This is a genomic window from Bacillus sp. OTU530 (assembly GCF_038440375.1).
In genome coordinates, this window is the sequence record NZ_JASATP010000022.1 from 29,884 (window position 1) to 44,061 (window position 14,178).

The 14,178-nt window shown below is 35.9% G+C and carries 11 protein-coding genes and 1 pseudogene; 9 read left to right on the forward strand and 3 right to left on the reverse strand.

Annotation, left to right across the window (positions count from 1 at the left end):
* Positions 1 to 70: 70 nt before the first annotated feature.
* The 4 genes from AAHB12_RS16975 (at position 71) to AAHB12_RS16990 (ending at position 3,861) form a co-directional block, all read left to right on the forward strand.
* Positions 71 to 937, forward strand: coding sequence for an aldo/keto reductase (locus tag AAHB12_RS16975; protein WP_342046163.1), 867 nt, complete (start codon positions 71 to 73; stop codon positions 935 to 937).
* Positions 938 to 1,262: 325 nt separating this feature from the next.
* Positions 1,263 to 2,051 carry an aldo/keto reductase gene (locus tag AAHB12_RS16980; protein ID WP_342046164.1) on the forward strand — a complete coding sequence of 263 codons (789 nt, stop codon included), beginning with the start codon at positions 1,263 to 1,265 and terminating at the stop codon, positions 2,049 to 2,051.
* Between the two features lie 254 nt (positions 2,052 to 2,305).
* Entirely contained in the window at positions 2,306 to 3,166 is an 861-nt protein-coding gene (locus AAHB12_RS16985; protein ID WP_342046165.1) for an MBL fold metallo-hydrolase, read from the forward strand.
* 152 nt (positions 3,167 to 3,318) lie between these two features.
* Positions 3,319 to 3,861, forward strand: coding sequence for a TetR/AcrR family transcriptional regulator (locus AAHB12_RS16990; protein WP_342046166.1), 543 nt, complete (start codon positions 3,319 to 3,321; stop codon positions 3,859 to 3,861).
* Between the two features lie 99 nt (positions 3,862 to 3,960).
* Here the strand turns inward: AAHB12_RS16990 and AAHB12_RS16995 are convergent.
* Positions 3,961 to 4,533, reverse strand: a pseudogene (locus AAHB12_RS16995) (tyrosine-type recombinase/integrase); the annotation flags it as partial.
* Complete coding sequence (locus AAHB12_RS17000; RefSeq protein ID WP_342046167.1) at positions 4,484 to 4,924, reverse strand: YaiI/YqxD family protein; 441 nt, start codon at positions 4,922 to 4,924, stop codon at positions 4,484 to 4,486. The gene AAHB12_RS17000 and the pseudogene AAHB12_RS16995, both read right to left, overlap by 50 nt.
* Before the next feature lie 625 nt (positions 4,925 to 5,549).
* Here AAHB12_RS17000 and AAHB12_RS17005 point away from each other — a divergent pair.
* The 3 genes from AAHB12_RS17005 (at position 5,550) to AAHB12_RS17015 (ending at position 8,497) form a co-directional block, all read left to right on the forward strand.
* On the forward strand, positions 5,550 to 6,161 hold the full coding sequence (locus AAHB12_RS17005) for a hypothetical protein (RefSeq protein ID WP_342046168.1): 612 nt from the start codon (positions 5,550 to 5,552) through the stop codon (positions 6,159 to 6,161).
* Between the two features lie 444 nt (positions 6,162 to 6,605).
* The gene (locus AAHB12_RS17010; protein ID WP_342046169.1) at positions 6,606 to 7,250 is read left to right on the forward strand and encodes an RNA-guided endonuclease InsQ/TnpB family protein; all 645 of its coding nucleotides are present in this window, start codon (positions 6,606 to 6,608) and stop codon (positions 7,248 to 7,250) included.
* Positions 7,251 to 7,828: 578 nt separating this feature from the next.
* Positions 7,829 to 8,497 (forward strand): hypothetical protein, encoded by a 669-nt coding sequence (locus tag AAHB12_RS17015; RefSeq protein ID WP_342046170.1) that lies wholly within the window; start codon positions 7,829 to 7,831, stop codon positions 8,495 to 8,497.
* A gap of 319 nt (positions 8,498 to 8,816) precedes the next feature.
* On the opposite strand, the gene AAHB12_RS17020 is transcribed toward AAHB12_RS17015, so the two are convergent.
* The gene (locus AAHB12_RS17020) at positions 8,817 to 11,273 is read right to left on the reverse strand and encodes a PAS domain S-box protein (RefSeq protein ID WP_342046171.1); all 2,457 of its coding nucleotides are present in this window, start codon (positions 11,271 to 11,273) and stop codon (positions 8,817 to 8,819) included.
* A gap of 1,233 nt (positions 11,274 to 12,506) precedes the next feature.
* Here AAHB12_RS17020 and AAHB12_RS17025 point away from each other — a divergent pair.
* On the forward strand, positions 12,507 to 12,812 hold the full coding sequence (locus AAHB12_RS17025; protein ID WP_342046212.1) for an MATE family efflux transporter: 306 nt from the start codon (positions 12,507 to 12,509) through the stop codon (positions 12,810 to 12,812).
* Between the two features lie 318 nt (positions 12,813 to 13,130).
* Positions 13,131 to 14,117: a DUF1259 domain-containing protein gene (locus AAHB12_RS17030; protein ID WP_342046172.1), complete on the forward strand. Its 987-nt coding sequence runs from the start codon at positions 13,131 to 13,133 to the stop codon at positions 14,115 to 14,117.
* The last annotated feature ends 61 nt before the right edge of the window (positions 14,118 to 14,178 follow it).

The following is a 14,178-nucleotide window of genomic DNA, read 5'->3' on the forward strand; positions in this document are numbered from 1 at the left end:
AATGTACTTAATTGAATTTTTTACGAAAGATGTATGTGCAATCAACCAATAAAAAAAGGAGATGTTATATATGATTTTAAAAGAAAATTATATTCTATCTAATGGTATTGAGATTCCTAAATTGGGTCTTGGAACATGGAGAATAAAAAATGACGATGTAGTACAGGCAGTGGTAGATGCTGTGAAAATCGGGTATCGTCATATTGATACAGCACAGGCATATGCAAATGAAAGTGGTATTGGAGATGGGATTAGAGCTTGTGGTATGAATAGAGCGGATTTGTTTATAACTACAAAACTTGCTGCAGAAATAAAGTCATATGAAGAAGCTGTTTCATCGATTGATCAATCACTGAGGGCGATAGGACTTGATTATATTGATATGATGATTATTCACGGTCCACAACCATGGAAGAATTTCGGTGACGAAGATCGTTACTTCGAAGGAAACCGTGAAGCATGGAGAGCTCTTGAGGAAGCATACAAAGCAGGAAAGCTTCGTGCCATAGGTGTATCTAACTTTCAAAAAGAGGACCTAGATAACATTCTTAGTGATTGTACAGTTAAACCGATGGTAAATCAGATTTTGGCTCATATAAGCAATACACCGACAGAATTGATTCAATATACTCAAGAACAAGGCATTCTTGTTGAGGCTTATTCACCGGTTGCACATGGTGAATTATTGAAAAATCAAAAAGTTTTAGAAATCGCAGAAAAATACGGTGTTTCAGTACCTCAATTAAGTATTCGGTATGATTTACAACTTGGTCTTCTTCCGTTACCTAAAACTGTAAATCCGGAACATATGAAAAATAATGCAGAAGTAGATTTCGTTATTTCTGAAGAGGATATGGAGTTCTTGAAAAATCTTGAACGTATCAAAGATTACGGTGAGGCAAGTAAATATCCTGTATTTGGTGGAAAGAAGAAATAGTCAGTTACTGAAACGTTCATTAATTTACAGTAGATCTATGGAGTGAAAATTATATACGTGCAGAAATAAATGGCATGTTTATGGGAAGATCAGGTGGCGGTTATAATTTAGATGAAAAGAATTGACATAAACAATGGAGATTTCAGCGGTCAGTAAAAATTATTTCTGGGCTCTGATACATTTTTATGAATGATAAAAGAGCCATATTTTAATTGGAAATCGTCTCGAAATCAGCTATAAAATTTTCAGGTGAGGAGTGAAAAAATTGAATAAAGTAAAAATTGCAGGAAGGAAAGTTTTCTCCATAGGCTTAGGCACTTAGAATATGGGAGACAAAGCATATAAATTTGAACAAGAAGTAGCAGCAATAAGAGTTGGTCTTGATCATGGCGTTCAAGTTATTGATACTGCTGAAATGTATGGTGATGGAAATGCAGAGAGATTAGTTGCACATGCTATTAAGCCTTATAACCGTGAAGAACTATTTCTCATTTCAAAAGTTCTCCCTTCAAATGCATCAAAAAAGCAATTACCGATTAGTTTAGAAAATAGCTTAAAAAGATTAAATACAGATTATTTAGATCTATACTTACTCCATTGGAAAAGGAATGTTCCTATTGAAGAAACTATTGAAGCCTTGGAGAAAGTAAAAAGTCGGGGGGAAATTAAGTCATGGGGTGTTTCTAATTTAGATGTTGATGACTTAGAAAAAATAATGAAATTACCTGATGGAATAAAATGTGCAACAAATCAAGTACGTTATAATTTGGGAGATCGAGGGATTGAATTCGATTTAGTACCTATGATGAACAAACTTGAAATGCCATTAATCGCCTATGCCCCAGTTGCTAGGGGTGATAGCTTTGGTACTAATCTAACTAAACAAAAAGTTTTAAAGGAAATTGCTGAAAAACATCATTCAGATAGTTTTCAAATTTTATTAGCATGGTGTATTCGAAATGGTCAAACTATTGCCATACCACAATCTAGTAATGCCGCTCATGTGATAGATAATGTGAAAGCAGCTGAGATTCAATTAACACAACAAGATTTGGAGCTAATAGACTCAATCTATCCAAAACCTAGCAAGAAACAGCCACTTGCTTTATGGTAAGAAGAGAATGTAGAAATTACTAAGCTAGAAAATAGTTGGTTCGTATTAAAAAATTATGCCCTCCTTGTGATGAAAATGTATTTGAGACGAAAATTCATGGTCCTAACAATAAGCGAAAGCTTAATTTGCCAACGAAACAACTGAGATAATGAATGTGAGCTATTGATGTAAGTATCCATCATGTGATGCTACATTTGGGCTTTTCTATGAGATGTTATATAAATATAACTATTTTCAGGCGGAGGCGTGCAAAAATGAATCAGGGGAAACGACTGAATACCAATGTACCAGGAAACTTTTATGTCACTTCAGCGTGCATCAATTGCGATCAATGCCGTCAAATTGCACCTCATACTTTTGCTGAAGTTGCGAATTTATCAGCCGTGACAAATCAACCGAATGAATACCGTGAAGTTATTAAAGCTTTTTATGCTCTTATTTCCTGTCCTACTGGCGCAATTGGAAGTGAACAAAAGGATGGACTCTCCACAGCTATACAGAATTTTCCTTTGCCTATCATCGACAATATTTTTTATTGTGGATTTACTTCCCGACACTCTTGGGGGGCGAGTAGTTATTTGATTCTCCATCCAGAAGGGAACTGGTTAATTGATTCTCCACGCTGGTCACCTCAGTTGGTTAAACGGATCGAGGAAATGGGGGGAATTAAATATATCTTCTTGACTCATCAGGATGATGTTGCCGATGCGAACAAATACGCTAAAAGATTTCAAGCCGGGCGATTTATTCATGCCTTAGAAAAAGAGTCCCAACCTGATGCCGAACATGTAATACAAGGTATGGACTCAATACAATGGCATACGGATTATAAGTTTATTATGGTTCCTGGTCATACAAAAGGACATATGGTTTTGCTTTATCGCAATAAATATCTGTTTTCAGGTGATCATTTAGCCTGGGATAATGAAATAAATGGTTTATCCGCACATAGGAATGTCTGCTGGTTTTCATGGAAAGCACAAATCGAATCTATGGAGAAGTTAGCTAAGGAAACGTTTGAATGGATACTCCCTGGGCATGGGAACCGTGTTTTCCTTTCTCAGTTAGAAATGAAAAACGCCATGGTGAAGTTGATAGAACAAATGAAATCTTAAAATACCAGATAATAAAACAAATAGGTGAGTTTTATTTTGGTCAAACAAACTATAACAGAGCCAAACAAAGATATAACGAAACTCAGTCGTTGATTACTCAACAAATCCATAATAATTGTTGATTATCTTTAAGGGAGATTGGTGATCTTAAAATGTCTAAAGTGGATAGAAGAATAGCCAAAAGCCAAGAAGCCATCAAAAAGGCGGTTATTGAACTGATGACTGAAAAAAGTTTTAATGACATTACCATTCAGGATATTTCTGACAGGGCAAATGTGAATCGAGGTACTGTCTATGTCCATTACTTGGATAAATACGATTTACTGGATAAGCTGATTGACGAACATATAAACAAACTCAAAGAAATTAACGATTGGGCATGTGAAAAGGAATGGGTAGATGCGACCCAGATTTTTTTCGAATATTTTGAGACTAATTATTTATTCTTTTCGACAATGTTAGCGAGTAAAGCAGCAGCCCCTTCATTTCGCAGTAAGTTCCTTGAGTTTCTTATCGAGGAGTTCAAGGATAAGGTGGATAAAGGAAAAAATCAAGGTCTAAGTGAAGATGTTATTGTTAATTTCGCCGCAAACGCTTACGTCGGGGTATGGGAATCGTGGTTAAAAGATGGACTGCCTAAAACGCCACATGTAATGGCAGATGAACTGGGGAGTTTGTTAGAGAGGATTGTATAGGTTTCTTGTCAGCAAATTGTGAAGGATTTTACTTAAGCTAACTGGGTGCAAGAGTTTAAAAAGCAGCGGAAGATACCGTTGCTTTTTTCTCTTCCTTATCTAAAAATATTTTCTATCAAATTCCCTTCTAATACTTCCACTTAATTGAGCATAAATCCTAGTGGTCTCGCTCTTTTCATGCCCTAGTAAACTTTGTATTACATCAATAGGAGCTCCATTATTTAATGGGTGTGTAGCATAGCTATGGCGTAATTGGTTTGGATGGATTTCTTTGTTGATCCCTGCACGACTTGAAATTCGTTTAATAATGTACCTCATCTGTGCAATGCTCATTTTATGTGGGTGCCGTTCAGTAACAAAAATAGCTAGGTCTTTATCTTGACGAAGATCTAAGTATCGTTTCAACCAAATTTCACAACGTATATTAAAATAGACTTCTCTTTCTTTATCACCCTTCCCAAGGACAATTGCAGAGCAATTTGACCAATTAATGCTATTCTTTTCTAAGGTCACAATTTCACCTATTCTACAACCTGTTGAGAACATAAACTCAAATAATGCCTTTTCCATTGGAGTAAAACAAGCTTTTTCTAGGTTTTTCTTAAAAATGAACGGTTCTTTTTTAATGTGAAATCGCTCTTTTAAAAAGCTCCTTAAATTTCTCCCTATCTTCTGATGTAAATGGTTTTGGCCCCTTTGTGCGCTTTCCGCTCTTTCGAGCCATTGCACTCAAATAACGTGTTTGTAATAATTGGTCAATGTTTTCATTTGTATAGCTATACCCATTATGGTGAAGTACTGCACACCCTTTTGCTAAACCTAGCGAAGCAAGACCATAATCTTGCGTAACGATTATATCTCCTTTTTCTGCTAACTTCATAATCCGATAATCCGCAGCATCTGCTCCAGAATCAACATAAATGGTTTCCACTCCTGATGGTTGTTCCGCATTAGAAAAATGAGAAAAGCTAGTAACAAGGATAACAGGAATTTCAACATTCGTACCTTCAGAGATAATGATATCTTTTACCGGACAAGCATCTGCATCAACATAAATTTTCATCTTAACCTCTCCCTGTAAATAAGTTTGAGTTGATGGTAGTGGAAAATTTACCCTTTGTCAAACAATAAAGATGGTTTACCTAAAATCATTAAAAAACTGTGGTTCTATTAAAGGCGCGATTGTAGAGCAAACACAGGTAGAAAATGATCAAACTTTATTTCAAAGTAACAACCTCATATATGTCTCAAAAATATGCAGGATTTTAAAAGTAGGGAGCCTTGTCAAAAGATTGGGAGACCAAAAGACGCGCCGGTTGGACCTTGCATAACATTCTGCATATTTCATCATGTCCGAGAAGGAGAGAAACCCAGTGTTGACGCGGATACCTGAGGGAATCTACTTCCAATAATAACATTTATGTAAACCTCACATGTATGGAATATATATTGCTCCTTGTTCAACGAAGGGCAGTTTTGTTGAACAAGGAGTAACAAGCTTTCATGCAAAACGTAACCCTTATATAAGTCGCAGTTTTCTTTTTTTTTGCCAAGCATGTCCTCGAAGTTAAGATAATTCACAGATAGACATAGACTATTAGTGGTAACATAAAAGTGAATACAGGGCTTCATAGGACCGTGGGTGTATACTTGGGTTTTTCAAAAAATTTAATGTGAGGGGAATTTTTATGAACTTGGCATTAAAAAAATCAATACTTAAATGGGCTCTCGTAACTTTAGTTTTGATTCTTATGATCGGATGTTCAAGAAATAGCAGTCCGGCGAACGGTGATCAGAACCAAAAAACCACTACCACCAGCGGACAGCAGAACACCACTTCTGACAATTCAAACCCATCTTCTTCCTCTTCCACTTCATCTGATGCATCAAAATCAATTGTCTATAAAAATACACAATATGGTTTTAGCTTCAATCTTCCTGCAAGTTGGAGTGGTTATTCAATTATAACTAGTCAGTGGGAGGGGATCGGAGGTTCAAACGGTAGCACAGTTGTTGAAACAGGTCCGATTATATCTATTAGAGATCCTAAATGGACTGAGAAAAAACCACGTCAGGACATCCCAATTATGGTATTTACACTTAACCAGTGGAACGCACTTAAGCAAGAAGTATTTCATATAGGAGCCGCTCCTTTGGACCCAACTGAATTGGGTCGAAACAATTATTACGTGTTTGCACTTCCTGCACGATACAACTATGCTTATCTACCGGGATTTAAGGATGTGGAAGATATTTTAGCAGGTAATCCTCTACAGACTACCCAAATAACAGGTAATTAATTATAACTTTTCAGCAAAAGCAACTACAATTCATGATGTTGAAAAAGTTTGGGTAGCGGCTGCTAAAGGATTCCATATGAGCAAGAACTGACTAGATGTGAATAAGTATATAGCAAGAAAGGAAAAAGAGGACTCATTTGAGTCCTCTTTTCGATGGATGTAGGTTGCTATTTGATATATTTTCCTTTTTTTAGGAAACCTATACTTGGTGGATGTTAGGAAGTGCTATACATATGCTAGATGATCCAATTGTAAATACAGACAAGATAGAACAATCAAGGAAACTGTATGAAGAGATTCATCAGACACATACGAAATATCTCACTTTTTGGAAAGAAACCACCTTATGGCATTGGGAATTTTGGTTGTCATTGTTTTTAACAGATTTTCTGAAAAGAAGTCCCCTTCCTCAAGGAATGAGAAGGGCGTAGCCCAAATGAGTAGGTGGGGGATGAATTTTCTCCTGATGATGTAATAGGTTTAGATTATAGTCAGGAACAACTGTATGTAGATAGCAATGGTCAGATTGCTAGTTATACAAGATACCATAAGATCATTGAAAACCGTCAACGGCGTATGAATCAATTCCTTGCTCGTAAGAAGAATCATGCGAAAACAGATGAAAACGGCAATATTCTATATAGTAAGAATTATCAAAAACAAGTACGTAAATACCAAAAGGTCATGGCAAAGGTAAAAAATAAAAGAAGAGATACTCTCCACAAGATGACGAATCAGATAACCAATGATTATCAGGCTGTTGTGGTAGAAGATATTGACTTACGGAACTTGGCACAATGCTTACGTTTAGGGAAAAAGTTACATGACAACGGATTTGGGCTATTTCGCACGATACTCAAATACAAATGTGAAAGAAAAGGCAAATATTATATTGTTGCTGATACATATTTCGCATCTAGTAAAATCTGTAATTGTTGTGGACATAAGAAAGATACACTTACATTATCCGAAAGGATATACAGATGTACCGAATGTGGTACAAAAACTGATAGAGATTATAATGCAGCACTTAACCTCAAGCAATACGGTACTCATGTTTTGAAGGAAATGAGCGTGTTGTCTGCATAATGTGTATCAGTTTCCAAATAGCGGTAGGAACGCCGCAAATTCAAGGCTATGGACATGAACCGTTAGGTTTGTGAGTGAAGTAGTAATAAAAGAGAAAGATGTTGTTTGTCTTTCGAAGCCCCCACTTCAAGACGCGTAGCGGATAAGTGGTGGGTAGTTCACAAGAGCCGTACATATCATATTTCTTTGTAAACCAGTTTACCAACTTCTCAGCTAATAATCGAAATGCAATTCAAATACCATACTCTATCCATGACCATTCCTTTTACATGTTTTTATGTTATTCTTTAATGGTACTATGGCATAGTAGCACTACGTTGTGGGAAACTATAAAGAATCGAAAAATGATTGTACGAGGGGCGTATCGTATGAACTTAACAATTAAAATGTTTAAAGGAAAAAGTGGACAAATCCAGATTTTTTCCTAGCATAGAGTTGGGTCGTAAAGAAGGCTGCCGCTTGTGAAGGCGCAGCCTGAAGTTTGGGCTTTGGGAGCTGGATATTTCACAAGTCTGGAAAGAAAAACTCCATGTATCAACAAACGATTGTATCAAACAAAAAAGGAGACTAATTGTAACATGAGTCAAAGAGTGAAAACGTATTTACCAGCTATTTTTATTGTTCTCATTGCTGCTGCAATTCTCATCTATCAATCAATGACAGGAAAGCAAATTCCGGACGACCTGAGGCAAAAAATGCAGGAAGCGGCAAAGAACGGCCAGAAACTGACGCCAGAACAAATGAAAGGTATGAGAGATAAAGGTGAAGGTGGTGGATTAAAAGACTGGATCACACAGATTGGGAATGTATCAATCTTCTTTGGTACGGTCGCCTTTTGGTGGTTCCGTTTCAAAAAGAAGATGAAATCGCCATTACCGTTCGTTAAAAAGTTTTCCAAGTTTCTATTCAAAGTACATAATTTTGCAGGTTGGACTGCCTTAGTTTTGACAGTCACACACGGTGTGTACTTCCTCTATACGAAAAAGCTTGGCGATCACGATCAGCTTTCAGGAATTGCAGCTGGTCTTATCCTCCTCACTCTTGCGGGATATGGATATGTCATCCGCAAGTTTAAAAACAAATGGACAAGACAGGTACACAGGCTGATGTCTTTTGCATGGTTGATTGCACTCGCCTTTCATGCAGGTGGATTTTTCGGAGCATGCGTCGGTGCAACTATCGGAATTTGGATTATTTTAGAGATAGTAGAAAATATTGCGAAGAAACAGGTGAAACAAGTGGCGTAAATTCTACTTGTTTTTATCTGGAGTTTAATTGTCTCTGTGTTAGCTCCGGTATTCTTAGTAAGAAATGTATAAATACTTTAGACCAGTACTTGAATCCTTCGTTAAATACTATCATTCTCCAGTCGAAACATGTGAGTAAAAAAATAGAGAAGAATGCACTGCTCATAAGCTAAATTCTGTGAACGAGAAAAGCCCTCAATCTAATGTGATAAGAAGGGTTTTTATTGAATTCCGATAATGTGGGATTATGTTAACTGGACTTGTATACAGTATTCATAAAAAAACGCCTAAATTATTTTAGGCGCTTTTTAATAATCAACTATAATTGTTCCTTATAAGAAAATGAATGAACACCTTGATCTTGAAGAGGATAAATAGGAAGAGTGACATCAACCGTTGTTCCCTTATCTACTTCACTTTCAATAATAATTTTTCCATGATGTGTTTCAACAATTTTATAACAGATCAATAATCCCAATCCGATTCCTCCTTCTTTTATGCTATAAAAAGGCTCTCCGAGATATGGGATACGTTCTTTTGGAATCCCACACCCTTGATCAATAAAACAAATGCTTACTTGATCTGGATGATTATCAGGTTTATCGATTTGAATTAATATTTCTCCTCCCATTGGCATTGCTTCAATGGCATTTTTTAAGATATTGATAAATACTTGTTTTAATTGGCTCCCTACACATGGTATCAATGGAATGTCAGATTTAAACTTTGTTCTGATTTGTACATTATTTACCGTTGCTTGAGGTTGAAGTATGATTGTAACCTGTTCTATTAACACCCGTAGATCATTAGGTTGAACCTTAACTGCCTGTGGCTTGGCTATGGTTATAAATTCATTGGTAATACTCTCTATTCGATCGACTTCTGATAACATCACATCTACATAGAACTGGATATTCTCATTTTCTATTGATTTTAGTAATTGCATAAATCCTTTCATGGCCGTTAAAGGATTTCGAATTTCATGAGCAGTCGCTGTAGCTAATTGCCCCACGACAGCAAGCTTTTCCGATTTCCGTAATAATCCTTCCGTTTTTAACCGTTCGGTGATATCCCGAGAGATAGCCAGGAAAACCTCTTTTTCACCTAAATTAAAAACACGAATACTAATCTCAACATACATTGTCTTTCCTGTTTTAAAAACATATTCGTTCTGTAACGTAAAGCAACGTTTCCCTCTGCTGATCTCTTTTGCGATTCTTAACATAACTTCAGAAACTTGAGGATTGATATCGAAAGGTGACCTTGAGAGGATTTCTTCTCTACTATATTCTAACCTTTCATATACGATTGGGTTTACTTCGAGGAATCGAGTTGGGAATCGATCCTGATTTAATTCTATTAAGTAAATGGAATCAGTTGCCTGCTCGAATAGCGTACGATACTTCATCTCACTTCCTCGTAATTGTTGATGTAATTGATGGAGTTCTTTTTCTGCCTGTTTTCTTTTAGAAATGTCTCTATAGATTGCTGATAAAGCAATCACATTTCCCTTTGAATCTAAAATAGGTGAAAGCGTCACACTTACATCGATAAGACTTCCATCTTTTCGTTGTCTAACTGTTTCCCCCTTAGTGATAATAGGTTCTCCAGATATAATCTTTGAAATGGTTTCGAAAGCTTGATCTATTAAAAAATCAGGTACACATGGTAATATTTGTCCTTTGATTTCTTGTATAGACCAACCCAATATTTCCTCATAAACTTTATTGACTTGTAAAATATGTCCTTTTAAATCAAATATAATAATAGCATCTAGGTTATGATTGATGAATGATTCCAGTCGTTCTTTAGTCGTCTTTAGTTCTTCTTCCATTTTTTTTCGTTGTGTTATATCAACAGCAGAACCAATAACTTCAACGACTATCCCTTCTCGTTTAACAGGTCTAAGCACGGTGAAAATAAAGGTTTTATCATTTGGCCATGGTAGTTCGAATGTGACCTGTTGTCCTTCCCATGCCCGTTGATAATATTCCAATAGTAGTGGAACTAAATGTGAAGAAACCAGGGTTTCTAAATCTTTACCTACCACTTGTTCAGGGTCAATCCCATTTTGATAATATAATTGTCCATCACACATAGTATGGATAAAACTTTTATTCACCCGTTTAAATTTAAAAATAGCTCCTTGTTGTTCACGCACCGTATCTTTTAATTCTTGTTTTGATTCGGTTAATTTTTGATTCAAGTGGGATAAACTATTCGTCAAACGGTACAGTTTATTATGAGCTTCGATGAGTAATAAGCCGAGTAAAAGCCCAACAAAAACAAATAGGAAATATTCAATATGGAAAGATATATAAGCACTTACATCTGAAAAAACTGCTAGTATTAAACTATAAACAACAAAATGGATAGCTAGATAAAGAAAAGCTCTTTTTATAGAAGGAAGGTTTTTCATATAGTTTTTAAGTAAGGTGTATAGAAAAATCGTTCCTCCTAACATAACTACCCCTACTATCCAATGATCACCTATGTAAATGCGAGCAATGCAAATACCGATTGCCGTCATCCATCCAGCTCTATAACCCAAATAGGTAAATGACAGAATAAGAGGGACATATCGAAGGTCATAGATAAATTCATCATATCTAACGGGGAAAGCCATCAAAACAACCGCAACGATGCTGGCATAACATCCACCAAATAGATAGCTAGATTTCAAGCTTTTAGGTGTTGCAAAAACTTGAATAACTATAGCTGCGCTTACAAAAAATGAAAAAATACAAAGATTAATGAAAAAATCATTGATAACCATTTAATAAATATCCCCTCTAGATGTTATTTTCCAATGATGCTACTGATTGTTCTACCGTTTAGCATAAAAGGTTACAACTATTCTTATTGATAGACTTAGGTATTAAATAAATTTAATTTAATTTACTTCTAAAAAATGAGCAACAATCAATTATTGGAATCGTTGTAACCGTTCAGACAAGAATTTATCATTTCTTCTTAGATAGGGTTTGCTATAAGTTGAGTAAATAGAGAAGGTAAGTTTCTAACATAGTAAAGTACATATACATACATATTTGAACTTCCGCTTTCGTTGTGGATGTGAAATAAAGTCGTACCGTTATAAAAAAGATGTACCGTTTTCCCCCTTTTCGATTAAAGAACTCTAAGTGAGTTTTAATCAAACTTTTTATAAAACGGAATGTTCATTCAAAAAGACAAGAATCCATTTTGATCAATCTTTTTTCAAAAAGCGAAATTGTGATATGGCGTTAAATTAACGTTTATCACACACTTTTTATCAAACTTTATTCAAAAGCTACAGTCGTATGTTACGTCAACTGACAGCCCTAAAGGACTGTTTTTTGTTGTTTACCGTAGCAACAGCTAAGTTCTCCCTTTTAAAACAAAAAAGCCCGTCCATAATCCTGGATAGCTTTCTAAGATAATCTATTTACAAAATAAAACGGCCCCCTATAAGTCCTGTTTCCCCTGGTACCAGCCCCACCTACGCTGTATACCTTTGACAGCCACACGCGCCATCCAACCCAGTTACTATCATAACAAAAAGCGTTCACACTTCGTTAGTTAATCCTTCGTCAAATCCTGCCATTCACATGTCGAAACATATACGCAACAAAATAAAAAAGGACACACTGCCCATAAGACATCTTATGGTGCGACAAGATGTCGCTTTCATATAGTGTAGCTTACGCTACTAGTTTAGATGCAAAGACTACCCGGGGGTTTTATCTATGTCTATCTTAAGGGGGGCATATCAGCCTAACTGGAGGGCTTTTGATAGTATCCTAAATACATTGAATTCCGATAATGAGGGATTATGTCTACCTGATATGTATAGAGTATTCATCCAAATCTTATAACGCATCGTTTCTTCTTAATGGCACAATCAAGGAAAAGAAATATGATAGACACTTATAAGGGTGTGTTCTGATAGAAGAAACTCAAGTTATCATTGGGATTCTATTGTTCTTCCTTTCTCCTTGGTTTGCTTCATGGTTTACCACAGACAAACATGCATGCTATTGATATGGTAGTGACAGCGTTACGAATTGATGAGTTTGCCCTGCCGGCCTTAGCTGTAAGTTTAGTCCTAGCTGGGGCCTTACAGAGAGCAGGGGATACGAAAAGTCCCATGTACAGTACCGCTATTGGTATGTGGGTCATTCGTGTGATAGGTGTATATGTTTTAGGCATTCAATTAGGAATGGGAATAGCAGGTGTTTGGTTATCTATTGCCATAGATCTGTTAATTCGGGCTATATTTCTATTCTTTAAATTTAGAACATCATTTCATCCATCAAAACTTAATTCCCATTAGTACAACGTAACCATAATGATTGAATAAGGAACCTCCAATAACAGCAAAAAATCCCTTCAGTAAATGATCTGAAGGGATTTTTTATAAAATACTAGATGTATTGAATTCCTGGAACGAATCTTATATTAATAAGATAGCCTCGAACGTTTGGGGCTGTTTTCGTTTCTTAGCGTAGGAACAGCAAGGCATTTTTTTCTAGAAACTGTATTAGCCTATAAAGTCTGTACTTTGACGTCGGGACCCCCTTTTAAAAAAGAATAACTTTAGGATTTTTTGTAAAAATAAGTAAATAATTCTATAAACAGAGGCGGTTTTACGATGTTTCATAAAAATAAAATCATGATAGGCTTATTTCTAGCTTCAGTATTAATTATTGTGGGAAACATTCTGTTAAACAATAATTCGAGAATTGAAATGAAAACAAATCCCCAAATACCTACTATGGCTCATGTCTCTCAACAAAGTAATTGGCAAGCGATTGAAAAAGTAATTGGAAAAGGTGGAGAAATAAAAAATGGGAACGTTTATTACATTAGCCTCCCAAGAACAGACCTAGAAGTTAAAGTGAATGATACCCTCTTACATCCTTCTTTTGCACTTGGGTCTTGGCTTGCATTTAAAGAAGTACACGATGGGGGAATGGTAATGGGTGATCTTGTTCTTACTGAAGATGAGGTTAATCCGGTAATGAACGAATTGATAAACAACGGAATAGAAGTGACTGCTTTGCATAATCACCTACTAGGCGAGTCACCCCGTATTATGTATATGCATATACAAGGGCATGGAGAAATAGTTGGTTTAGCAAAAACTCTTCATTCCGCTTTAATCAAGTCAAATACTCCATTAAAAGACAGTCCAGCTCCTTCAATTGGAAAATTCGAATTAGAAAAAGAACAGTTGGACAATATTTTTGGTAAAAAAGGAACTGTCAGTAACGGCATCTATAAAATAAGTTTTCCACGTGTTGAAGATATCACTGATCAAGGCATGATTATCCCCTCTTCTATGGGAATTGCAACAGCAATTAACTTCCAACCAACTGACAAGGGGAAAGCCGCCATTACAGGAGATTTTGTATTAACGGCAAAAGAAGTTAATTCTGTTATACGTACTTTAAGGAAACATAATATTCAAGTAACAGCATTGCATAACCATATGTTGTATGAACAACCACGCCTATTTTTCTTACATTTTTGGGCAAATGATGATGCAATAAAACTGGCAAAGGGACTACGAGAAGCTATTGAAAATACAAATTCAATAAAAACTAGAAGCACATTACTTATACTTCCAAGAACATAAATTGTGTAAACTCAACAACCCTTCAGGTAGTTTAACTGAAGGGTTTTTTGTAGTCTCCTAA